The following is a 22,840-nucleotide window of genomic DNA, read 5'->3' as shown; positions in this document are numbered from 1 at the left end:
TCTCCGTGTGACGATCTCGCCGACGAACTCGCCCGGATCATCGGTCGGCCGTACGTGCCCGTCAAAGGACCGGCCCCGTCCCCGCCGGTCGTCCCGTAAGGATTGTGAAACTTTCAGCGGGGCGGGCCGTCGCTACCGTGGCGCAATGCGAATCTTGGTCACCGGCGCGGCCGGCTTCATCGGGAGCCGCGTCGCCGCTCTGCTGCGGGACGCCGGGCACGAGGTTGAGGGATACGACCTGCGCGGTGGCGCGGGCGTCACCGTGGGTGACGTGCGGGACGAGGACGCCGTCGGCCGCGCGCTCGCCGGCGTCGACGCCGTCGTACACCAGGCGGCCAAGGTCGGCCTCGGCGTCGACGTGTCCGACCTGCCGGCGTACGTGTCGGTCAACGCGCTCGGGACCGCGGTGCTGCTCGCCGCGATGGCGCGGCACGGGGTCGCCCGGCTGGTCCTGGCGTCGTCGATGGTGATCTACGGCGAGGGCGTCTACGACTGCGCGGAGCACGGGCCCGTGCGCCCCGGCCCCCGGGCCGGGGAGGACCTGGCCGCCGGCCGGTTCGAGCCGGTGTGCCCGCGCTGCGGGCGGGCGCTGACGCCGGGCACCGTCGACGAGGACGTCCCGCCCGATCCGCGCAACGCGTACGCCACGAGCAAGCTCGCCCAGGAGCACCTGGCGGCCGGCTGGGCCCGCGAGACCGGCGGCGCGGCGATCGCCCTGCGGTACCACAACGTGTACGGGCCGGGAATGCCGCGCGACACTCCCTACTCGGGCGTGGCCGCGATCTTCCGATCCGCGCTGGAGGCCGGGCGGGCGCCGCTCGTGTTCGAGGACGGCGGCCAGCGCAGGGACTTCGTCCACGTCGGGGACGTGGCGGCGGCCAACCTCGCCGCGCTGGACGCGCTGGAGTCCGCCCCGCCCGGCGGGCTCCGCGCGTACAACGTGGCCAGCGGCGAGCCCCGCACGATCGGCGACCTGGCGGAGGCGCTCAGCGCGGCGCGGGGCGGGCCCGCCCCGCAGGTCACCGGCCGCTACCGGCTCGGCGACGTGCGGCACATCGTCGCCTCCCCGGACCGCGCCACCGCCGACCTGGGCTTCCGGGCGCGGATCCGCTTCGCCGACGGCATGCGCGAGTTCGCCCACGCCCCTCTGGGAACGGCGGGTTGAGTCACCAGGGCGACCGGACGAACCCCTGCAGCAGCAGGCCCGCCGCCGCCTGCGCGGCGAGCAGGCGGCGGTCTCCTGTGCGCCCTCCCAGGGCGGCGACCCACAGGGCGTACGGCAGCCAGATGCGCTCCACCTCGCCCCTGGTCACACCGCTGACGTCGAGGGCGAGCACCGCGGCCAGCGCCGCCAGCGGCAGGATCCGCTCCGCGCCCCGCCCCGGCGCCACGAGCCCGACGGCGGTGGCGGGACCGGTGACCAGGGCGAGCACGGCCAGGTTGGCGACCAGGAAGTACAGGTACGGCCGGGCCGCGCCGGGGTCGGCCGCCCATTCGGCGTGGGTGGCCAGCACCCCCGCGGGCCACCAGAAACCACCGGCGGCGAACAGGGCGCTCACCGCGGCCATCCCGGCCAGGCAGGCGGCCACGGTCATCCGCGGCACCCCCACCGCGACCGCCGCGACGAGGGGGACGAGCAGGTACGGCACCAGGCCGTAGCTGAGGTAGGGCAGCGCGCCCAGGGCCAGCCCCGCGCCGAGGCCGAGCGCCACCCGGCCCGCCCGGCTCCGCGCGCCGAGCACCAGCAGCGCCGTCCCCCACGCGCCCACGCCCGCGAAGAACGCGTCCATGGTCGTCGCGATCCACACCGCCGCCGGGGACAGGGCGAGGTACGGCAGCGCGCGCCGGGCCGCCTCCTCCCCCGCGACGCGCCACACGGCCAGCCCGATCGCGGCCGTGGCCGAGCACCCCGCCACGACCACGAGGACGGCCGCCCAGAACGGTCCCGGCAGCCCGGCGGCCGCCGTCGCCCACAGCACCAGCACCGGCAGCGGCGGATGGCCGCGCACGTGCGTGGGGTAGGCCGGCAGGTCGCGGGTGAAGCGGGCCAGCCAGCCCAGGGGATCGCCGCCCACGGCCCCGAGCCCGGCCAGGTACTCCTGCGGGTGGGTGAACGGCCACGCCAGCCCCTCCCCCGACACGGCCAGCAGGACCGTCCAGGCGAGCGACGCGGCGAAGGCCGCCGCCAGCGCCGCGCGCATCGGCAGATGCGCGGTCAGCCGGGGCAGCACCGGGACCGCGACCACGGCGAAGGCCGCCGCCGGGAGCAGGGCGGCGGTGGGCAGGCGCGCCAGCGCGTGCAGCGGCGGGAGGTGGTCGATGCGCAGCACGCCGCGGGCGTGCAGCAGGCCGCCCACCGCGAACGCGCCCGCCACCAGCGCCGCCCAGGCCGTCAGTGCCCGCCGTCGTGTCGTCACGGCCCACAGGCTAGGTTCGCCGGCGGCCGCCCACCCCCCGCCGTAGTCACTTCGTAAGAACTGCGCGGCACCGGCGGCCCTAGCTTCTGCGGCATGCAGATCGATGTGGTGCTTCCCTGCCTCGACGAGGCGGCGGCGCTGCCCTGGGTGCTCGGCAGGATGCCGGACGGCTGCCGCGCCATCGTGGTGGACAACGGGTCCACCGACGGGTCGGCCGAGGTCGCCGCCCGGCACGGCGCGCTCGTGGTGACAGAGCCGCGGCCGGGCTTCGGCGCCGCCTGCCACGCGGGCCTCACCGCGGCGACCGCCCCCGTCGTGTGCTTCATGGACGCCGACGCCTCCCTCGACCCCCGGCAGGTGCCGTACGTCGCGGAGGGGGTGGTGAGCGGCGCCGCCGACCTCGTGCTGGGCCGCCGCAGGCCCGTCACGGGGTCGGCGTGGCCCGCGCACGCCCGGCTGGGCAACCGGGTGCTCGCCTGGCGGCTGCGCCGCCGCACCGGCGCCCCGCTGCACGACCTCGGCCCGATGCGGGCGGCCCGCCGTACGGCGCTGCTCGCCCTGGACCTGCGGGACCGGCGGTTCGGCTACCCGCTGGAGATGGTGCTGCGGGCGAGCGAGGCGGGCTGGCGCGTCGGCGAGGTCGAGGTCGACTACCTGCCGCGGGTGGGCCGGTCCAAGGTGACGGGGACCGTCCGCGGCACCGTCAGGACCGTCCGGGACATGTGGCGGGCGGCGTGACGCCGGGCATCGGCCGGACCGCGGCGCAGATCGTCGTCATCGCCAAGTCGCCCGTGCCGGGGGCGGTCAAGACGCGGCTCACGCCGCCGTACACCGCGCGGGAGGCCGCCGCGCTCGCGGAGGCGGCGCTGCGCGACACCCTGGCGGCCGTCGCCGCCGCCCCCGCCGCGCGCCGGGTGCTGGCCCTGCTCGGCGAGGCGGGCCCCTGGCTGCCCGCGGGGTACGACGTGGTCGCGCAGCGGGGGGACGACCTGGCCGCACGGCTGGCCGCCGCCTTCGCCGACGCCTGGGCGGCGACGCCCGTCCCGGCTGTGCTGATCGGCATGGACACCCCGCAGGTCACCCCCGCTCTGCTGGCCGAGGCGGGGCGGCTGCTGGGCGAGCACGAGGTCGTGGTCGGCCCGGCCACCGACGGCGGGTTCTGGCTGCTCGGGCAGCGCAGGCCCGACCCCGCCCTGCTGGCCGGGCTGCCGATGTCCCGGCCCGACACCGGGCCGCTGCTGATGGAGCGGATCCGCGCCGCGGGCGTGCGGGCCGCCCTGCTGCCCGAGCTGACCGACGTGGACACCGCCGCCGACGCGCGCGCGGTGGCCGCGCTGGCCCCCTCCTCGCGGTTCGCGGTGACGCTGGCGGCCCTCGGCACGGACGTCCCCGCGTGATCGGGCCCCTGTACGCGGAGTCGCTGGACGGCGCGCGGGTCGAGGTCGAGTCGGCGGACGGCGGGACGTGGCCGCTGGAGTCGTGGCGGTGGATCGACGGCGCGGAGGGGGACGAGGCCATGCTCGCCCGCTGCGCCGACCCCACGCTCGACGTGGGCTCGGGACCGGGGCGGCTGACCGTGGCGCTGACGAGGCGCGGGGTGCGGGCGCTCGGCATCGACGTGACCCCCCGGGCCGTCCGGCTCACCCGCCTCGCCGGCGGGCGGGCCCTGTGCCGTGATGTCTTCGGTCACGTGCCCGGCGCCGGCCGCTGGGGCACCGTGCTGCTGGCCGACGGCAACATCGGCATCGGCGGCGACCCCGACGCCCTGCTGCGGCGGGTCCGCGAGTTGCTGCGGCCCGGTGGCGAGGTCGTCACCGAGCTCGATCCGCCCGGCACCGCGACCCGCTCGGAGCGGGTCCGGCTTCGCCGGGAGGGCAGGGCCACCGCGTGGTTCGCCTGGGCGCGGGTCAGCGTGTCGGACATCGGAGCGCTCGCCGGGCGCACCGGCTTCCGCCCGGCGGAGGTGTGGAGCGAGGCCGGCCGCTGGTTCTCCGTCCTGATCCCGCACCGGTGAGGCGGGCCGGAGCTTTGCCGGCCGATGAGGGGAAACGGGGCGGCGGTCCCGGTCCGTGCTGCGGCGACGCCGATAGCCTGCGCGGAAAGCAGGCGGAAGCGGACGACACCAATGCCCGGGATCGCGCGGATTGTCACACGGATGGTCGCATGGCCGTCGCGGGCACGGCGTCGAGACCTCGCCGGCCGGGGCCCCGCCGCCGGAAAACGGGCCGGGGGGACTCGGGCCGAAGGGACCTGTCCTGACGAGAAGCGAGCCGGCGAGAAGTGGACCGGCGCGGACCTCGCCCGCGTCTCGGCCCTCACCGTCGCGGCGGCGGCGCTCTACGCGTTCTATTCGTGCCTGAGGCTGGCGCGTTTCCGGGCGGGCGCCTACGACCTGGTGATATTCGACCAGGCGGTCCGCTCGTACGCGCGCCTCCAGCCGCCCGTCTCGATGCTGAAGGGGGTGCACAACGGGTTCGGGCCGGGGTTCTGCGTGCTCGGCGACCACTGGTCTCCGGCGCTCGCGCTGCTGGCGCCGCTGTACCGGATCCACGACAGGCCAACGACCCTGCTCGTCGCGCAGGCCGTCCTCCTCGCGCTGTCGATCCCGTTCGTGTGGGTGTACGCCTTCCGCGCGGCCTCGGCGATCACGGCCGGACGGCGCGTGGCATACCCCGTCGCGGTCGCCTACGCCCTGTCGTGGCCGATCGCCGAGGCCGTGGCCTTCGACTTCCACGAGGTGGCGTTCGTGCCGCTACTCACGGCGGCCATGCTGGAGCGGTACCAGGCCGGGCGCAGGCGGGCCGCGGTCCTGGCGGGGCTCGCCCTCCTCCTGGTCAAGGAGGACATGGGCCTGCTGCTGGCCGGGTTCGGACTGTTCCTCCTCACCCGCCGCCGCGACCGGATCGCGGGGGCGCTGCTCGTCGCGGGCGGCGCCGCCGCGACCCTGGTGGCGACGAGCGTCCTCATCCCGCACTTCGGGGGCAGGGCCGACTATTACTGGGCGTACTGGACACTGGGCCCGGACCTCCCCCGGGCCGTGGTGCACGCCGTCACACGCCCGGGCGACGTCGCCGCGCTGCTCGCCGACCCGCCGCTGAAGCTGCGGACACTCGTGCTGACGCTGGCTCCCGTGCTGTTCACCGCCGTGCTGTCCCCGTTGGGCCTCACCCTGCTGCCGCCGCTGCTGGAACGCATGCTCGCCAGCACCTACCCGAACTGGTGGACGCCGCGGTACCACTACACGGCCTTCGTCGTCGCGGTGGTCTTCGCCGCCGGGGTCGACGGCGCGCTGCGGGCGGCCTCGCGTTCTCCCGGAAGGCCCGGAGTGCTCCTGCGGGGATGGGCGCTGCTGGCGCTCGCCGTCGCGTTCGCGCTCGTGCCGTTCTTCTCGTTCGGCGCGCTGTTCACGCCCGGCTTCTCCACGGAGACCGCCCGGACCCGCGCGGCCGAGCGGGCCGTCGCGGCCGTGCCGGACGGCGCGCTGGTCGAGGCGGCCGACTCCCTCGCTCCCGCCCTGTCGCCGCGTACGCGGACCCTGCTGTGGGACCGCACGCCGCGCGGGGCGCCCTGGGTAGCCGCCGACGTGGGGGCCAGGGCCTTCCCCTTCGGCTCGGTCCACGCGCAGGTCGCCCGGGTCGAGGCCCTGCGCGCGCGGGGCTACCGGGTGGTGTTCCGGGAGGCCGGATACGTGGTGCTCAGCCGGCGGTGACGACGCCGGGCGTCGCGGCGAGCAGCAGGACGTCGATGCCTGCGGCGCCGATCGCGGCGACGAAGGGCGCCCGGGGCACGCGCCGCCCGAGCAGCAGGCCGGCCGCGGCGCACGCGGCCACCGCCGCGAGCGCGAGCCATCGGGCCGGGCCGGCCGGTCCCGGAGGCCCGGCCACCAGGAGCACGGACGCGGCCAGCAGCGGCAGCGGCAGGACGGCCCGCACCCGGGCGGCGCCGAGGCGCTGCGGCCAGCCGCGCACTCCCGTGGCGACGTCCGCCTCGATGTCGGGCAGCACGTTGGCGAGGTGCGCCGCGCAGCCGAGCAGCGCCGCGGCGAGCACGGCCCACCACGCCGGCGGCAGGCCGCCCGGCATCCCGGCCGCGACGAACACCGGCACCGCGCCGAACCCCGCGGCGTAAGTCGCCCACGAGGCCGCCGTGCCCTTGAGCCACAGGTTGTACGCCCAGGCCGCGGCCACGGCGAACAGGTGCGCGGCCCCGGCGACCGCGCCGCAGGCCAGCGAGATCGGCACGCAGGCCGCCAGCGCGGCGAACGCCGCGGCGCGCACCGTGCGCGCGGTCACCAGTCCCGCGACGATCGGCTTGGCCGCCCGCGCCGCCGCGGCGTCCCTGGCGGCGTCGACGGCGTCGTTGCACCAGCCCACGGACAGCTGACCGGTCAGCACGGCGAGAGCCGCCAGCGCGGTCCCCGCCGGGCCCCACCCGGCGAGCGCCACGAGCGCCGCGACCAGGGCCGTCACCGCCGCGGCCGGACCCGGATGGCATGCCAGGGCCAGCCCGGCCACCGTCCGCGACGGCCCGGCCGGCGGCTCGCCCGCGACGTCCGCCGGGGCGGTGCCCCCGGGACGCGCGCAGCGAACCGGCGCGGCGGCACCCGGGCCGGTTTCGGCCGCCGTTTCGTCGGGCAGGGCCCCTGAACCGGTCACGACCCCGAGCGTAACCGGACCTTACGGATGGGGATCACCATCGCGATCCGAAGGTATGCGGCGGCCCGCAACGGGCAAGAGGGACTTATTACGATTTTCGCCAGCCCGAGGATGTGAGATGACGCGGATCGCGGCCGTCCACGGTGTCGTCCCCCCTCATCGCCACTCGCAGGCGGACATCGCGGACGCCCTGGCGAGGGTATGTCTTCCTCCGGGCGCCGACCGCCGGCTTCTCGACAGGCTGCACGCCGGCGCCCGGGTCGAGCACCGCAACCTGGTGCTGCCCCTCGACCAGTACGGCAAGCTCGACGGCTTCGGCGCGGCCAACGACCTGTTCATCGAGGCCGCGCTCGACCTGGGCGCGCAGGCCGTGACGGCGGCGCTGGACGCGGCCGGCCTCACACCGGCGGACGTCGACATGATCATGTGCACGTCGGTCACCGGCGTCGCCGCGCCGTCGCTGGACGCCCGGCTGGTCAACCGGATCGGGCTGCGCCCGGACGTGAAGCGGGTGCCGGTGTTCGGCCTCGGATGCGTGGCGGGCGCGGCGGGGATCGGCCGGCTGCACGACTACCTGCGCGGCTGGCCCGGTCACGTGGCGGTGCTGCTCTCGGTCGAGTTGTGCTCCCTCACCCTGCAGCGCGACGACACCTCCACGGCCAACCTCGTGGCGGGCGCCCTGTTCGGGGACGGCGCCGCCGCCGTGGTCGCGTACGGCGACGACCGCGAGCCGCCCGGGGCGGGCCGCGCGGCGGGGCCCGCGGTCGTCGCCACGCGCAGCCGCCTGTATCCCGGTTCCGAACGCGTGATGGGCTGGGACGTCCGCGACAGCGGTTTCCGGGTGGTGCTCGACGCCGCGGTGCCCGACGTCGTCCGCGCGTACCTGGGCGACGATGTGCACGCGTTCCTCGCCGACCACGACCTGACGGCCGGCGACGTCACCGCCTGGGTCTGCCACCCCGGCGGCCCCAAGGTGCTGGAGGCCGTCGCGGAGACGCTCGCGCTGCCGGACGGCGCGCTCGACCTCACCTGGCGTTCGCTGGCCGCCAACGGCAACCTGTCGTCCGCCTCGGTGCTGCACGTGTTGCGCGACACCCTCGCCCTGCGGCCCCCGCCGCCGGGCACACCGGGCCTGCTGCTGGCGATGGGCCCGGGATTCTGCTCCGAACTGGTCCTGCTGCGCTGGTAGGGAGACCCGTGTCGCTCTCGTACGCGCTGCTCGTCGCGCTCGTCGCGGTGGAGCGGCTCGCCGAACTCGTCGTCGCGCGCCGCAACGCCCGCTGGAGCCTCGCCCGGGGCGGGGTGGTGTACGGCAGGGGCCACTATCCCTGGATGGTCGCCCTGCACACCGGACTGCTGGCCGGATGCCTGCTGGAGGTGTGGCTGGCGGACCGGCCGTTCGTCCCGGGCCTGGGCTGGCCGATGTTCGGGCTGGTCCTGGCCGCGCAGGCGCTGCGCTGGTGGTGCGTCACCGCACTCGGCCCGCACTGGAACACGCAGGTCGTCGTCGTGCCCGGCATGCCGCTCGTGCGGCGCGGGCCGTACCGGTTCGGCTGGCTGCGCCACCCCAACTACGTCGCGGTGGCGGTGGAGGGCGCGGCGCTGCCGCTCGTGCACTCCGCCTGGCTGACCGCGCTGGTCTTCACCGTGCTCAACGTGCCGCTCATGGCCGTGCGCCTGCGCTGCGAGAACGCCGCGCTCGCCACCGCCGCCCCCGGACCCGCCGCGCGTGGCGCGGGGACTGGGACCGCGGCGTGATCGACGTGCTGGTCGCCGGCGGCGGGCCCGCCGGGCTGGCCACCGCCGTCCACGCGGCCCTCGCCGGCATGGAGGCGGTCGTGGTCGAGCCACGGCCCGTCCCGGTCGACAAGGCGTGCGGGGAGGGGCTGATGCCCAGCGGCGCGGCCGCGCTGGCGGACCTCGGGGTGGCGGTGCCTGACGGCAGGCCGTTCCTCGGCATCCGCTACGTGGACGGGCGGCACCGCGTGCAGGCGGAGTTCCGGGACGGCCCGGGACTGGGCGTGCGCCGGACGGCGCTGCACGCCGCGCTCGCCCTCCGCGCGCGGGAGCTCGGCGTCCGCGTCGTGCCCGGCCGGGTGGACGCGGTGCGCGCCGCCGGCGAGGCCGTTCTCGCGTATGTGCCGGGCGAAGCCCCGCTCGGCGCGCGGTGGCTGGTCGCCGCCGACGGGCTGCACTCGCCGATCAGGGCCCGGCTGGGGCTCGGCCTGCCTTCCCGCGGTCCGCGCAGGTACGGGCTGCGCCGCCACTACCGGGTCGCGCCGTGGACGGACTTCGTGGAGGTGCACTGGGCACCCGGCGGCGAGGCGTACGTCACGCCGGTGGGCGACGACCTGGTCGGCGTGGCGGTGCTGAGCGGCGAGCGGCGGACCTACGACGAGCACCTGGCCGAGTTTCCCGGTCTGCTCGCCCGGCTGGACGGCCCGCCGGTCACCCCCGTGCGCGGGGCAGGACCCCTGCGCCAGCGGGTGCGGCGGCGGGTGGCCGGGCGGGTGCTGCTCGTCGGCGACGCGGCGGGCTACGTGGACGCGCTCACCGGCGAGGGGATCTCACTCGCGCTGCTGTCGGCCCGCGCGCTGGTCGGCTGTCTGCGGGCGGGTCGCCCCGAGGAGTACGAGACCGCCTGGCGGCGCCTGTCGTGGCGCTCCCGGCTGCTCACGGCCACGCTCGTGCGGGCCCGGCGGCATCCCGTCGCGGCCCGGATGATCGTGCCGGCCGCGCGGCGCCTGCCCACGGTCTTCGAGGCCGCGGTGCGGACACTCGCCTGACCCCCGCGCCTTCTGCCCCGGAACGGGCAGGGCCCCCGGAATTGTTACAGCCGGATTCACAGTTGATGAACGCCCGTTTTTAGGACGCCACCGGCAACCCCTATATGCAGTGGTAATAGAACCTGCTTCGACACGAATGAAGTGGCCATATTTCGTGACCGGTATGCAAAGATCTAACGTGTGCACCTAATGGCGAGGCCGATGTTACGGCAAGGATGACTGGAGGGTCGTTACTTGCCTCACTTCGCCCTCATCGCCCTGCTCGTCCTGCTCGGTACGCTCCTGATCGCCGCGCTGGTGATCCTCGCGGTCCACCTGCGCCGGCTGCGCGCCATGCAGGCGGAGGCCGTACGGCAGGCCGCGGCGGAAGCGCGCGAGCAGTTCGGCCGCGACGTGCACGACCTCGTGAGCAGCCGCCTGTGGCTGGCCACCCTGCGCAGCGAACTCGCCTACCGGCTCGCCGACGACGACAGTCCCCTGCGACCGGCGCTCGCCGACGTGGTGCAGGCGATCCGTCAGGCGTCCGCCGACATCCGCAACGTGACCCGCTCCTTCCGGGACGTCTCCCTCGCCTCGGAACTGGCCAACGCACGGGCCGTGCTGCGCGCGTACGGAACCGACTGCAAGATCGAGGTCGCCGAGGCGGAGCTGGGCGACGAGGTGAGCGCGGTGCTCGCGATCACGGTGCGGGAGGCGGTGACCAACGTCCTGCGCCACAGCAGGGCGACCCTGTGCACGATCGAGATCGTCGTGCGGGGCGGCCTGGTGACGCTCACCGTCGCCAACGACGGCGTCGATCCCTCCGTCCCGCCGGGCGACGGCAACGGCCTGGACAACCTGCGCAACCGGGCGGCGGCGCTCGACGGCATGGTGGGAACGATCCTCGACCCGGACGGCTGGTTCCGAATCATCGTCGAGATCCCCCGCAAGGGCGGAGACCGCCGCTGACGCCGGCCGGGCTCACCCGGCTCCAGCGGCGCGGCACGCAGCCTCCGGGACGGCCTTTCCCGGGTCTCTGAGCACCCGGCACCCGGCCGCCCGTCCCCGGGTCTGCGAGCACCCGGCCGGTGTGCGGGCGCCACACACTTGACCAGCGATCTGACCAGATGGTCCGCGAGACATCCCGGACACGGCCGTGAATGGCATCACTGCCCACCCATGACTGCGTCACGGTTCGTTATGTGCAGATTTCACATAGCGCAGTTGACGGGCGTAACTTGGCCCTTCTCCTTATTTCCGGAATTCTTTGACGTGACCGGCCTAAGGGGACTTCTGGTGATTAGTAAGTACGAGATTTACTGCCTCGCAGATCCCTTGTTCTACGACACGCTCGACAGCAAGCGCGCCGAGCACCCCGACTTCGCCATCGCCGCCCGGCCCACGCCCGACGACTGGCGGCACGCCGAGAGCGAGACGTGGCTGCACTACGCGCCGGCCGGTGCGGCTCTGCCCACGCAGGGATGGAAGATCCACATCTCCTCCTCCCTCCCGGAGGCGGAGCGGGTGATCGCGGCGGCGTGGGACTACTGCGTGCCCCGCGGGCTGGCCTTCAAGTTCCTGCGCGGCCGGCGCGTGATGACGATGCAGAACTCCAAGTACGCGTTCCGGGGGTCGAGCGGCAAGCTGGTCACCATCTATCCGGTCGACGAAGCGCAGCTGGAGCTGACGCTCAAGGAGCTCGCCGAGATCCTCGACGGCGTCGAGGGCCCGTACATTCTCAGCGATCTGCGTTACGGCGACGGCCCCCTGTTCGTCCGGTACGGCGGCTTCGCCGAGCGCCACTGCCTGGACGACAACGGCGAGCGGGTGCTCGCGATCGAGGACGCCGACGGCAACCTCGTCCCCGACGTGCGCGGCCCCGCCTTCGCCCTGCCCTCCTGGGTGACCCTGCCGGCGTTCCTCGAACCGCACCTGGCCGCGCGCAACGCGGTGACGCTCGAAGGCGTGCCGTACGACGTGGAGAGCGTCCTGCACTTCTCCAACGGCGGCGGCGTGTACCTCGGGCGCGACAGGCGCACCGGCGAGAAGGTGGTGCTGAAGGAGGCCCGCCCGCACGCCGGGCTCGACGTCGAGGGACGCGACGCCGTCACCCGCCTGCGGCACGAGGCCTCCATCATGGAACGCCTGGCCGGCCTCGACGCCGTGCCGGCGCTGCGCGACTACTTCACGGTCGGCGAGCACCACTTCCTGGTGCAGGAGTACGTCGACGGCACCTCGCTCAGCCAGCTCATCGCCCAGAAGCATCCCCTCACCCGGGCCGACCGCACTCCGCAGGCGGACGCGGACTACACCGAGTGGGCCGTCGGGATGCTCGCCAAGGTGCGGGCGGCGGTCTCGGCGCTGCACGAGCGCGGCGTGGTGTTCGGCGACCTGCACCCCTTCAACGTCCTGGTCGAGGGCGAGCGCGTGGTGCTGATCGACTTCGAGGTCTCCTCGCCGGTCGAGGAGCGCAGGCGGCCCACGCTCGCCAACCCCGGCTTCGTGCCGCCACGCGGGCTGGCCGGCGTCGAGGCCGACGAGTACGCGCTGGCCTGCCTGCACCTGGGCGTGTTCGCCCCGATGACCACCATGCTGCTGCAGCTCCACCGGCCCAAGGCCGCCCAGCTCGGCCGGCTGATCACCGAGACGTTCCCGGTGCCCCCCGCGCTGATCGAGGGAGCCGTACGGACCATCCTCGGGCAGGATCCGCCCGCCCCCCAGCCGAGCCGGCTCCCTCAGCCGGACCGTATGAGAGAGGGCTGGCCCGCCGTCCGGGACGCGCTGGCGAAGGCGATCCTCACCTCGGCGACACCGGACCGCGAGGACCGGCTGTTCCCCGGCGACATCCTCCAGTTCGAGCCGGGCGGCGGTGTGAGCCTCGCCAACGGCGCGGCCGGCGTGCTGTACGCGCTGGCGGTGACCGGGGCCGGGCGCTTCCCCGAGCACGAGGAGTGGCTCGTCCGGCAGGCCGCCAAGCCCGGCGTCGGCATCGGGTTCTACAACGGGCTGCACGGCGTGGCGTACGCGCTGGAGGCGCTCGGCCGCCGCGAGGACGCGCTCGGCGTGGCGGAGCGGTGCGCGCGGGGGCCGGGGGAAGGTCTCGACCTGAGCCTCTACCGCGGCCTGTCCGGCGTCGCTCTCGCCCTGATGCACCTGCACGACGCGACCGGCGAGCCGGAGTTCCGCGAGCGGGCCGCCCGAGTGGTGGCCGAGGTGGCCGACCGGCTCGGGGGCCCGGACGACGTGCCCGAGATCAGCGGCGGCAGGTACCCCCACGCGGGCCTGATGTACGGCTCGTCGGGACCCGCCCTGATGTTCCTGCACGCCTACGAGCGCACCGGCGACCCCGGGCTGCTCGACCTCGCGGCCACCGCGCTGCGGCAGGACCTGCGCCGGTGCGTCGGCCGCGAGGACGGCCAACTCCAGGTGCAGCAGGGCTGGCGGACCAACCCCTACCTCGACGAGGGGTCGGCCGGCATCGGCCTGGTGCTGGACCGCTATCTCGCCCACCGGGACGACGAGACCTTCGCCGGGTCGCTGGACGCCATCAGGCCGGTGACGACCCTGAACTACTACGTCCAGTCGGGGCTGTTCGCGGGCCGGGCCGGCATGATCGCCTGCCTGTCGTCCGGCTCCCGCCCCGACCCCGAGGCCGCCGCGGCGCAGATCTCCCGGCTGGCCTGGCACGAGCTTCCCTACCAGGGCGGGCTGGCCTTCCCCGGAGCCCAGTTGCTCCGCCTGTCCATGGACCTCGCCACAGGGAGCGCCGGCGTGCTGCTCGCGCTCGGCACCGCGCTGCACGACAAGCCGGTCCGTCTCCCGTTCCTCGAGCCCCCCGGACGGTCTCAGGCGCAGGGGCCCCTGCGCACCGCCGCCGGGTCGCACGTCCCGACCAGCACCGGAAGGAGGTGAACGCGCAATGACGCTTCTCGACCTGCAGACCCTCGAGGTCCCCGGCGGCCACGGCGGTGGCGGCGGCGGCAGCAACCTGAGCCTGCTCGGCTGCACCCCGCACGAGAACAGCAGCCTCAGCCTCATCTGCGGCTGACGCCCCTTCGGTGATCACGATCTTCAGCCTCGTTCCGGCTGACGGCACTCATACAAGGAGATGTCCCAAATGGCGCTTCTCGACCTGCAGACCCTCGAGGTCCCCGGCGGCCACGGCGGCGGTGGCGGCGGCGGCAGCAACCTGAGCCTGCTCGGCTGCACCCCGCACGAGAACAGCAGCCTCAGCCTCATCTGCGGCTGACGACCATCCAGACCACGAACTTCGGCCCCAACCGGGGCTGACGGCACGCATACAAGGAGATGATCGAAATGGCGCTTCTCGACCTGCAGACCCTCGAGGTCCCCGGCGGCCACGGCGGCGGCGGTGGCGGCGGCAGCAACCTGAGCCTGCTCGGCTGCACCCCGCACGAGAACAGCAGCCTCAGCCTCATCTGCGGCTGATAGCACGCGCAACGGAGTCCTGGGCGGTCGTCGCGGCCGCCCAGGCTTCCGCGTTTCCGGCCCCGTCCCGCCCTCGCACTCATGGAGGACCACGTGAGCTCTCGTCCGGCGGACCTGCTGATCGCGCGGGCCGTACGGCGCGGCGGCCCCTGGCTCGCGGTGCTGACCGCGACGGCGCTGCTGGGCGCCGCGGCCGACCTGCTGCTCCCGGCGGCGCTCGGCGGCGCCGTCGACGCCGTGGTGGGGGCCCGGGCGGGTTCGGGGGCCGATGCCGGGCTCACCGGCCCGGTCGCGATCGCCGCGCTGCTGGTCGCGCTGGTGGTCGCGTGCGACGCCCTGGGCGTGCTCGCGGCAGGGGTGAGCGGCGCGCGGGCCGCGCAGTGGCTGCGCTCCCGGGTCGTGGCCCACACCCTGTCCGTCGGCTCCGGCATGACCCGCCACCTCACGCCGGGCGAGCTCGTCACCCGGGCCGGGGTGAACGTGGAGGAGGCGGGGCGGACCCCCGAGGCGGTGGTCACCGCCGCCACGCTGATCGTTCCGGCGGCCGGCAGTGTCGTCGCCCTCGCGCTGATCGACCCGTGGCTCGCGGTCACGCTGGTGGCCGGCCTGCTTCTGATCGTGGCCGTGCTGCGCGCGTTCATGCGGAAGACCACGGCGGCCTCCGGCGGTTACCAGCAGGCCCAGGGGGAGATCGCGGCCATGCTCGTCGGCGCCCTCGCCGGGGCCCGCACCATCACCGCGGCCGGGACCGAGGAGCGCGAGGCCGCGCGCGTGCTCGCACCGCTGCCCCGCCTGCGGGCCCACGGCCTGGCCCTGTGGCGGCTGCAGGCACGGGCGGGCGTGCAGGCCGCCGTCGTCGTCCCGCTCCTGGAGATCGCGGTGCTCGCGGTCGGCGGGCTGCGCCTGTCGGCCGGTGGCCTGACCGTCGGAGAGTTGCTCGCCGCCGCGCGTTACGTCGTGCTCGGCGCGGGCCTCGGGTCGGCGCTCGGCTACGCGGCGCGCATCGCCCGCGCCCGGTCGGCCGCCCTGCGGCTGGAGCAGCTGTTCGCCGTGCCGGCGCCCGTGTACGGGGACCGTTCGCTGCCGCCCGGCCCCGGCACCCTGGAACTGCGCGACGTGACCGTACGGGCCGACGGCGTGCGGCTGCTGAGCGACGTCAGCCTGGTCGTGCCGGGCGGCACGTGCACGGCGGTCGTGGGCCGTTCGGGCTCGGGCAAGTCGTCGCTCGCCGCCGTGGCCGGCCGGCTCCTCGATCCCGAACGCGGCGCCGTCCTGCTGGACGGGGTACCCCTGCGGGAGATCGGCCGCGCGCCGCTGCGCCGCGCGGTCGGGTACGCGTTCGAGCGGCCCGCGTTGTTCGGCGAGACGCTGGGCGAGGCCGTCGCCTTCGGGCTGGGCGCCCGGGACGCCCCCGGCGAGCGGAGCGCAGACGCCATGCGGAGCGGAAACACCGAGCGCAGCGGAAACACCGAGCGCAGCGAAAACGCCGAGCGCAGCGGGGACACCGAGCGCAGCGGGGACACCGTGCGGGTGGCCGCGGCGGCCGCCCGGGCCGACGACTTCATCCGGCGGCTGCCGCGCGGCTACGCCACCCCGGTCGGCGAGGCGCCCATGTCGGGGGGCGAGATCCAGCGCGTCGGCCTGGCCCGCGCGTTCGCCCAGGCCGGCCGGCTGCTGATCCTGGACGATGCCATGTCGAGCCTGGACACGGTGACCGAGCGGCAGGTGGCGCGCGCCCTCACCGGGAGCCTGTCCGACCGCACCCGGCTGGTGGTGGCCCACCGGGTGACGACCGCGGCGCAGGCCGACCAGGTCGTGTGGCTGGAGGACGGGCGGGTACGCGCGGCCGGCACGCATGACCGGCTGTGGGAGGACCCCGGCTACCGGGCGGTCTTCCGAGCCGGGGAGGACTCGTGATGAGGCGGCGCGTGCTCGCCGGGAGACCGCGGAAGGCGGACGCGCGGCAGGCCGGCGTACCCCGAGCCGAAATGCAGGGCGCCGATACGCGACCGACCGGGGCGCGGCGGGTGGTCACAGGGGCGCTGCTGCGCGAGCCCTCCCGGCTGCTGTGGCTGGCCCTGTGGTCGCTGGCGGAGGCGCTGCCCGCGCTGTCCGGCGGGTACGCGATCGCGAGGGCCGTGGACGACGGCTTCGCCGCGGGCCGGCCCGGCTCCGGCCTGATGTGGCTGGGCGTGCTCGCCGCCGCCTGGGCGGTCGCCGCGGTGGCCGCCCGGCAGGTGCTGCTGCTCGTCGCCGGGATCGTCGAGCCCTTCCGCGACGATCTGCTGGAACGCGTGGTGACCGGGGCGCTGCGGGCCGGGCGGGGCGGCGACAGCGCGGCCGTCGCCCGGATGAACCATCAGGTGGAGCTGGCCAGGGACGCCTTCGGCGCGATCATCACGGTGGTCAGGACCTTCGTGTTCACGCTGGCCAGCGTGGCGGTGGGGCTCACGACGCTGGCCCCCAAGGTCGTCCCGCTCGTGCTGGCGCCGGTGGCCCTGGGGCTCGGCCTGTTCCTCGTCTCCCTGCCCGCCCTCGCCCGGCGTCAGCGCGAGTTCATCGTCGCCGACGAGCGTACGGCGGCCGCGGTGGCGGCGATGGCGAGTGGCCTGCGGGACGTGACGGCCTGCGGCGGCGAGGAGCGCGTCGCGGCGAGCGTCGGGCGGGAGGTCTCCCGGCAGGCGAGGGCCGCGCGGGCGCTGGCGCGGGTGACGGCGTCGCGGACGCTGTCGCTGGCGGTGGGAGCGTGGCTGCCGGTCGTGCTCCTGCTCGCCGGCGCGCCCTGGCTGGTGCGCCAGGGAGTCACCGGCGGGGTGATCCTCGGCTCGCTGACCTACGTGATGCAGTCGCTCGCCCCCGCGCTCGGGGGGCTCGTGCAGGGCCTCGGCGTCAGCGGCGTCCGCCTGGCCGTCACGCTGGAGCGCATCCTGCACGCCCCCGGCCCGCCCGTCGCGCACGGCGACCGGCGGCCCGACGGGGTCCGCCTGGAGCTGCGCGGGGTGCGCTTCGCCTACGGCACCGCCGGTCAGAAGGCCGCCGAGCCGGTGATCGACGGCCTGGACCTCGTCGTGCCCGAGGGCGACCACCTGGTGGTCGTCGGCCCGAGCGGGATCGGCAAGTCCACGCTGGCGGCGCTCGTCTCCGGCCTGCTGAGCCCGGACGACGGCGAGGTCCTCGTCGGCGGCGTCCGGGCCGCGCGCGTCCATCCGGCCGCCCGCGCGCTGATCCCCCAGGAGGCGTACGTCTTCCCCGGCACCCTGGCGGAGAACCTGACCTACCTCGCGCCGGGGACGCCGGCGGAGCGGGTGGACGAGGCGGTGGCGGTGTTCGGGCTGGCGGAGCTCGCGCGGCGCACGGCGGGCGGCCCGCTCGACCCGGCCGAGCTGTCGGCGGGCGAACGCCAGCTCGTCGCGCTGGCCAGGACCTACCTGTCCCCCGCCCGGCTGGTCGTGCTCGACGAGTCGACCTGCCATCTCGACCCGGCGGCGGAGGCTCGGGCGGAGGCGGCGTTCGCGGCGCGCGAGGGCACGCTGATCGTCGTGGCGCACCGGATCTCCTCGGCCCTGCGGGCCCGGCGGGTGCTGGTCATGGACGGCACCCGCGTCCTGCTCGGCAGGCACGAGGAGATGGTGGCCGCCTCGCCGCTGTACGCGGACCTGGTCGGCCACTGGGAGGCGCCGGGGCCGCTACCGGCGGGAGCGGTAGCGCAGGATGCCGATGTCGCGCCCGGCCGCGGGCCAGAGCCAGCCGCACTCGGAGGCGATCTGGATCGCCTCGACGCGTGAGCGGGCGCCGACCTTGGTGAGGATGCGGGACAGGTAGTTGCGGACCGTGCCGCGTGACAGCGACAGGCGGTCGGCGATCTCGCCGACGGTCGCGCCGCCGGCGGCGGTCTCCAGGACGTCGAGCTCGCGCGCGGTCAGCGGGTTGGCGTCGGCGTCGAGCGCGGCCACCGCGAGCTCGGGGTCGATGACCCGCTCTCCCTTCGCCACGCGGCGGATGCAGTCCACGAGGTGGCCCGGCGAGGCGTCCTTCACGACGAAGCCGCGCACGTTGGCGTCCAGCGCCTTGCGCAGCGCGGTGGGCGTACCGAGACCGGTGAGCACGACGGTCTTGCAGGAGGGTAATCGGCGGTGCAGCTCGGCCGCCGCGGTGAGGCCGTCGACACCGGGCATCCCGATGTCGAGCACCGCGACGTCGGGGCGTCGCAGGCAGCCGAGCCGGACGATGTCCTCGCCCTTGTCCGCCTCGGCCACCACCTCGAGGTCGTCCTCGCTCGACAGCAGAGCGACCAGCGCCTTGCGGATGAGGTGCATGTCCTCGGCGAGCATCAGTCGGATCAATCCAGACCCCCCTACACGCGGTGCGAGCGGTTGCTCGCCGTTCGTGACCGCGACGCTCCACTCACTATGCAGGTTTCACGCGCACGCCGGGACCTCTCTACCCCAACTGTCACCTTTAATCAGGAACCGCGTCAGAGAAAAGCCGACGCCCGGCCCCCATACGGGAGCCGGGCGTCGCGAACGGTTTCCTAGTGGCGCCAGACCTTCACGTAGTCGGTCGCCTCGGAGCCCTTGAGACGGCGGTTGCCGTCGAACCGCACCGCCCAGGTGCCGGACCGCCAGGCCCGGACACTGGCGGCGAAGTCGCCGTCGCCGTCGGTCTCGATGGTGTCCACGTACTGCCAGCGGCCGGAGCCCGAGGGCTGGAAGTAGACCTTCAGGTCCTGCGAGCCCAGCCAGCGCCAGTCGTTCCAGTAGTTGCGGCTGTCGGAGCAGTAGCGGTCGCCGCCGCGACGGCCGGAGAAGTCGTTCCAGTCGTCGTAGTACCAGTCACCCCAGCACTTCGCGACCTGCAGCGTGCCCTTGAGGGTCAGCGAGCGGCCCTTGCGGACCGGCTCGGGCGTGGCGTCGAAGCCGGCGATGCGGGTCGCCTTCGGACCCGACGGACGCGGCGCGTGCCACTCGTTGCGCTTCACCGTGAAGGTGCGGTCGGCGGTGTACTTCTTGCCGTCGAGACCGATCGCCTCCACGTGCACCTTGTAGGTGCCGGTGCGGTCGCTCCAGTCGAAGCGCCACGACCGCGACGCGCGGTCGAACTTCGGACCGTCGTTCGGGCCGCCCTTACGCTTGCCGAACCAGTGGTCGCCGCCGTGGTCGCTGCGGCCCCTCGGACCCCACAGGTCGATGTCGACGCTCTTGACGTCCTTGGTCGTGACCCGGGCGGTGACCTGGGCCGACCGGCCCCTGTTCACCACGACCACGTTCGGGTCGACGTCCACCGACACGATGCGCGGGTCAGGCGTGTACGGCTTGCGGGCGTTGTCCGCAGGAGTGGAGTCCGATGTGGGCGTCGGCGAAGGCGCGACAGGGTCCGCGTACGCGGGCGCAGTCGCGAGCGCCGTGGCGCCCATGGCGACCGCTACCAGGGCGGTAGCGACTCGTTTCTCCATGAGGCTGAATCCTCTCCCCGTTCAGGATCGCACCCCGGTTTGGGGCGCACCTACGTCATAGACGTCACAAGGAAGTGAAAAGTTGCCTCACTCTTGGGATTGAAATATCACAAATTAGTAACAGTCCTTTATGTCCGGCTTTATGGGCTTATAGGGCTCAAATCGGCCTTTATGCCTCACGCTGCGGACTTGCGTCGGCGGCATATCTGGACGTACCGGCATATTCCGCACGCCATGTGCCTTCTCCGTCCGCTCGGACCCGGGTGCTGAACCAGCCGTCCCTCCGGGTGACCGCCTCCCCCACGGTCCTCCAGCGGGGCGACCCGGCGGGCCGGAAGCGGATTTCGACCCGCTGCCCCGCGAAGGGCCGGTAGTCGACCTTCCCGATCGGATCCACCCGCAGCAGCGTCCCGGTGACCCGCACGGCGTCCCCGTCGCGCACCGCCTTGAGTCCCTCGATCTCGGTCGCCCGGCGCAGGTTGAAGCCCGCCCGTGCGACGGCCCGCTCGCCCCGCGCGTTCACCGCCGTCGCGGTGACCGTCCATGGGCCGCTCCGGTACCACCGCGACAACGGCTTGTCCGGGAGGAACCGCCAGGTCTCCCACTCCCCCGACGACGCCGGGGAGACGCGCCAGGCCGGCCGGCCGCCCGCGGGCGACACGCCCACCATTCCGGGCATCGCGGACGCCAGCCCGCCCAGGCCCGGCAGGGGCCCGACAGCGGGCACCGGCGCGGGCACGGCGGGAGCCGGGAAGCCCGGATCCGGGGAGGCGGACGGCACCGGCACGGCGTCGCCCGACGGCGGCGAGGGGGACACGTCCGGTTCGGGCTCCGTGCCGGGCTCGTCGTCTCCCGAGGGGGCGCGGCCGGGTTCCAGGACGACGGAGACGCGCTCCGCACCGCGCGCCACCACGTCGACGACCAGCCGCACCGACCCGCTGGGGCCGACCACCGGATCGGACGGGCGCACCTCGACCGAGCGGATGGCCAGGTCACCGGAGGCGGGGGCCGGCGCGGCCGCCGCCGTCGTCGCGGCCGCGAGGGCCAGCGTCGCGAACAGAGGTCTCATCATGCCCCGTGACCGTACGCACGACCGGGGGCCGCCCCGCCCCCGACACACTCCCGGCCAGGTAAAAAGCCGGCCCGTAAAACTCGGTCCGGTCGTGCGGCCCGGTGGGAACCTCCCCGCGCTCAGCCGGTCGCGTACAACTCCTCGATCACGCCGGCGTACCGCGCGTGGACGACCCGGCGCTTGAGCTTGAGGCTGGGGGTGAGCTCCTCGGTCTCGGCGGTCCACTCGGCGGGCAGCAGCCGCCACCTCTTGATCTGCTGCACCCGGGCGAGCCTGAGGTTGGCGGCCTCGACGGCCGCCTCGACCTCGGCGAGCACGTCCGGATGCCCGGCCAGGTCGGCCAGGGACTCGAAGGGGATGCCGCGCGCCCGCGCCCACTCGGGCGCGACCTCGCCGTCCAGGGTGAGGATCGCCACCGGGTACGGCCGGCGGTCCCCGTACGCGAGGGCCTGCCCGATGAGCGGGTGCTCCTTCAGGTGCCCCTCGATGACGGCCGGGGACACGTTCTCCCCGCCCGAGGTGATGAACAGTTCCTTCTTGCGGTCGACGATGCGCACGAAGCCGTCCTCGTCGATCGACCCCACGTCGCCGGTGTGCAGCCAGCCGTCGGCGTCGAGGAGCTCGGCGGTCGCCTCGGGGAGACCGAGGTAGCCCCGCGTGTTGAGCGGGCTGCGAGTGAGGATCTCGCCGTCCTCGGCGATCCGCACCTCGACGCCCGGCTCGGCCCGACCCACCGTGCCGAGCTTGAAGACGTCCGGCGAGTTGGCGGTGAACGCGCCGGTCGTCTCGGTCATGCCGTACACGTCGATGACCTTCAGGCCGAGGCCGGCGAGGAACCGCTGCACCTCGATCGGCATCGGCGCGGCGGCGGTGGCGCACCAGCGGGCCTGGTCGAGCCCGATCATGCCGCGGATGAGCGACAGCAGCGCCGCGTCGGCCCGCTCGTACGCCTCCCGCACCTCGGGCGTGACCGTGTGGCCGTACTGCAGCCCCTCGATGTAGGCGAGCCCGGCGGCCATCGCGGCGCGCACGTTCTCCTGCTGCTCGGGCGGCTGGCCGGCCAGCAGCGCCTGGAGCCGGGCCGTCAGCTTCTCCCAGACGCGGGGGACGCCGAAGAACAACACCGGGCGCACCTGGCCGAGCGTCGCGCCGAGGTTCGCCATGTCGGTGCAGAAGTACACGTGGTTGACCTTGACCAGCGGCAGGTACAGGCTGAGCACCCGCTCGGCGATGTGCGCGTAGGTGAGGTAGGAGATCTGCGTGCCGTGCATGGGCAGGTCGATCATCCGCTGCGTCGCGGTGAGTTCGAACAGCACGTTCGCGTGGGTCAGCGGGACGCCCTTGGGATTGCCCGTCGTCCCCGAGGTGTAGAGGACGCTCAGCGTGTCCTCCGGGGTCACCGCGCGCCAGCGCGCGTCCACCGCGGCCGGGTCGGCGGCCAGCGCGTCGGCGCCGATCTTGAGGAACGCCTCCCAGCTCAGGAAGCGCTCGTCGCCGGACGGGGCGCCCTCCAGCATGACGATCCTCGTCAGCGCGGGCAGCTCGCCGAGGATCGGCTCCCAGCGGGCCAGGTCGGCGGGGCCGCCGAGCACCGCGATCCGCGCCCCGACGTCGCGGGCGACGTACGCGACCTGCTCGGGGGCGAAGGTGGCGTAGACGGAGCAGGGGACGGCTCCCGCGTGGACGGCGCCGAGGTCGGCGAGCACGTGCTCGCTGCGGTTGACCAGCATCAGCGCGACGGCGTCGCCGGGCCGCAGGCCCAGCGCGGCGTAGCCCGCGGCGATCTCCAGCACACGCCCGTGCGCCTCGGCGTAGGTCAGCGTCGTCCACTCGTCTCCGGCGGGATCGGAGTAGGCCGGCGAGTCCGGATGCTCCCGCGCGGCCCAGCTGAGCTGCTCGCACACCGTTCTGCCCGCGATCTCCCGCTCGATCGCCGCCCGGTCCTCAAATACGCCGGTCATCGCGCCTCCCAAGGGGCATCTCGCACGCGTGGCATGCATCGCACCACAAAAGATCAGCCGCGGACAAGA

Annotated in this window: 21 protein-coding genes; 15 read left to right on the top strand and 6 right to left on the bottom strand. The window is 74.7% G+C overall.

Going from position 1 to position 22,840, the window contains the following annotated elements; all coding sequences use genetic code 11:
- The first annotated feature begins 145 nt into the window (after nucleotides 1–145).
- Nucleotides 146–1,165 carry an NAD(P)-dependent oxidoreductase gene (locus HHX41_RS08125; RefSeq protein WP_182905430.1) on the top strand — a complete coding sequence of 340 codons (1,020 nt, stop codon included), beginning with the start codon at nucleotides 146–148 and terminating at the stop codon, nucleotides 1,163–1,165.
- Between the two features lies 1 nt (nucleotide 1,166).
- Here HHX41_RS08125 and HHX41_RS08120 read toward each other — a convergent pair whose 3' ends face one another.
- Nucleotides 1,167–2,417: a hypothetical protein gene (locus tag HHX41_RS08120; RefSeq protein WP_169985866.1), complete on the bottom strand. Its 1,251-nt coding sequence runs from the start codon at nucleotides 2,415–2,417 to the stop codon at nucleotides 1,167–1,169.
- 93 nt (nucleotides 2,418–2,510) lie between these two features.
- Between HHX41_RS08120 and HHX41_RS08115 the strand changes: the two genes are divergently transcribed.
- From HHX41_RS08115 to HHX41_RS08100, 4 genes are all read left to right on the top strand, one after another.
- The gene (locus HHX41_RS08115; RefSeq protein WP_182905429.1) at nucleotides 2,511–3,155 is read left to right on the top strand and encodes a glycosyltransferase family 2 protein; all 645 of its coding nucleotides are present in this window, start codon (nucleotides 2,511–2,513) and stop codon (nucleotides 3,153–3,155) included.
- Nucleotides 3,152–3,814: a TIGR04282 family arsenosugar biosynthesis glycosyltransferase gene (locus tag HHX41_RS08110; protein WP_310741836.1), complete on the top strand. Its 663-nt coding sequence runs from the start codon at nucleotides 3,152–3,154 to the stop codon at nucleotides 3,812–3,814. The genes HHX41_RS08115 and HHX41_RS08110 overlap by 4 nt, the downstream gene beginning before the upstream one ends.
- Nucleotides 3,811–4,431, top strand: a complete 621-nt coding sequence (locus HHX41_RS08105) for a methyltransferase domain-containing protein (protein WP_310741835.1) — start codon at nucleotides 3,811–3,813, stop codon at nucleotides 4,429–4,431. Before HHX41_RS08110 ends, HHX41_RS08105 begins: the two co-directional genes overlap by 4 nt.
- A 141-nt stretch (nucleotides 4,432–4,572) precedes the next feature.
- A complete protein-coding gene (locus HHX41_RS08100; RefSeq protein ID WP_182905428.1) occupies nucleotides 4,573–6,126 on the top strand; it encodes a DUF2079 domain-containing protein in 1,554 nt (517 codons plus the stop codon).
- Here the strand turns inward: HHX41_RS08100 and HHX41_RS08095 are convergent.
- Nucleotides 6,113–7,072, bottom strand: a complete 960-nt coding sequence (locus tag HHX41_RS08095; RefSeq protein WP_310741834.1) for a UbiA family prenyltransferase — start codon at nucleotides 7,070–7,072, stop codon at nucleotides 6,113–6,115. The genes HHX41_RS08100 and HHX41_RS08095 overlap by 14 nt on opposite strands.
- Nucleotides 7,073–7,190: 118 nt before the next feature.
- Here HHX41_RS08095 and HHX41_RS08090 point away from each other — a divergent pair, with 118 nt between their 5' ends.
- The 10 genes from HHX41_RS08090 (at nucleotide 7,191) to HHX41_RS08045 (ending at nucleotide 18,071) form a co-directional block, all read left to right on the top strand.
- On the top strand, nucleotides 7,191–8,261 hold the full coding sequence (locus tag HHX41_RS08090; RefSeq protein ID WP_182905427.1) for a type III polyketide synthase: 1,071 nt from the start codon (nucleotides 7,191–7,193) through the stop codon (nucleotides 8,259–8,261).
- Nucleotides 8,262–8,269: 8 nt separating this feature from the next.
- On the top strand, nucleotides 8,270–8,830 hold the full coding sequence (locus tag HHX41_RS08085; protein WP_169985872.1) for an isoprenylcysteine carboxyl methyltransferase family protein: 561 nt from the start codon (nucleotides 8,270–8,272) through the stop codon (nucleotides 8,828–8,830).
- Nucleotides 8,827–9,858 carry an NAD(P)/FAD-dependent oxidoreductase gene (locus HHX41_RS08080; RefSeq protein WP_182905426.1) on the top strand — a complete coding sequence of 344 codons (1,032 nt, stop codon included), beginning with the start codon at nucleotides 8,827–8,829 and terminating at the stop codon, nucleotides 9,856–9,858. Before HHX41_RS08085 ends, HHX41_RS08080 begins: the two co-directional genes overlap by 4 nt.
- Nucleotides 9,859–10,092: 234 nt before the next feature.
- A complete protein-coding gene (locus HHX41_RS08075; protein ID WP_182905425.1) occupies nucleotides 10,093–10,806 on the top strand; it encodes a sensor histidine kinase in 714 nt (237 codons plus the stop codon).
- Nucleotides 10,807–11,133: 327 nt separating this feature from the next.
- Nucleotides 11,134–13,749, top strand: a complete 2,616-nt coding sequence (gene lanKC / locus HHX41_RS08070; RefSeq protein ID WP_310741833.1) for a class III lanthionine synthetase LanKC — start codon at nucleotides 11,134–11,136, stop codon at nucleotides 13,747–13,749.
- A gap of 7 nt (nucleotides 13,750–13,756) precedes the next feature.
- Nucleotides 13,757–13,885 carry a SapB/AmfS family lanthipeptide gene (locus HHX41_RS08065; RefSeq protein ID WP_182905424.1) on the top strand — a complete coding sequence of 43 codons (129 nt, stop codon included), beginning with the start codon at nucleotides 13,757–13,759 and terminating at the stop codon, nucleotides 13,883–13,885.
- A 69-nt stretch (nucleotides 13,886–13,954) separates the two neighbouring features.
- Nucleotides 13,955–14,086 (top strand): SapB/AmfS family lanthipeptide, encoded by a 132-nt coding sequence (locus HHX41_RS08060; RefSeq protein WP_142559413.1) that lies wholly within the window; start codon nucleotides 13,955–13,957, stop codon nucleotides 14,084–14,086.
- A gap of 68 nt (nucleotides 14,087–14,154) precedes the next feature.
- A complete protein-coding gene (locus HHX41_RS08055) occupies nucleotides 14,155–14,286 on the top strand; it encodes a SapB/AmfS family lanthipeptide (RefSeq protein WP_142559413.1) in 132 nt (43 codons plus the stop codon).
- Nucleotides 14,287–14,379: 93 nt separating this feature from the next.
- Nucleotides 14,380–16,203, top strand: coding sequence for an ABC transporter ATP-binding protein (locus tag HHX41_RS08050; protein ID WP_396794197.1), 1,824 nt, complete (start codon nucleotides 14,380–14,382; stop codon nucleotides 16,201–16,203).
- Nucleotides 16,204–16,313: 110 nt separating this feature from the next.
- On the top strand, nucleotides 16,314–18,071 hold the full coding sequence (locus HHX41_RS08045) for an ABC transporter ATP-binding protein (RefSeq protein ID WP_310741832.1): 1,758 nt from the start codon (nucleotides 16,314–16,316) through the stop codon (nucleotides 18,069–18,071).
- Here the strand turns inward: HHX41_RS08045 and HHX41_RS08040 are convergent.
- The 4 genes from HHX41_RS08040 to HHX41_RS08025 form a co-directional block, all read right to left on the bottom strand.
- A complete protein-coding gene (locus HHX41_RS08040) occupies nucleotides 17,973–18,629 on the bottom strand; it encodes a DNA-binding response regulator (RefSeq protein WP_182905421.1) in 657 nt (218 codons plus the stop codon). The genes HHX41_RS08045 and HHX41_RS08040 overlap by 99 nt on opposite strands.
- A gap of 188 nt (nucleotides 18,630–18,817) precedes the next feature.
- The gene (locus HHX41_RS08035) at nucleotides 18,818–19,738 is read right to left on the bottom strand and encodes a hypothetical protein (protein ID WP_169985888.1); all 921 of its coding nucleotides are present in this window, start codon (nucleotides 19,736–19,738) and stop codon (nucleotides 18,818–18,820) included.
- Between the two features lie 169 nt (nucleotides 19,739–19,907).
- On the bottom strand, nucleotides 19,908–20,810 hold the full coding sequence (locus HHX41_RS08030) for a hypothetical protein (RefSeq protein WP_182905420.1): 903 nt from the start codon (nucleotides 20,808–20,810) through the stop codon (nucleotides 19,908–19,910).
- A 119-nt stretch (nucleotides 20,811–20,929) separates the two neighbouring features.
- A complete protein-coding gene (locus tag HHX41_RS08025) occupies nucleotides 20,930–22,771 on the bottom strand; it encodes a long-chain fatty acid--CoA ligase (RefSeq protein WP_182905419.1) in 1,842 nt (613 codons plus the stop codon).
- Nucleotides 22,772–22,840: the final 69 nt, after the last annotated feature.

The sequence above is a fragment of the Microbispora sp. H13382 genome, from assembly GCF_014161445.1.
Taxonomy (GTDB): Bacteria; Actinomycetota; Actinomycetes; order Streptosporangiales; family Streptosporangiaceae; genus Microbispora.
Note: the sequence above shows the minus strand (reverse complement) of the source record. Positions and strands in the feature narration are given on the sequence as shown.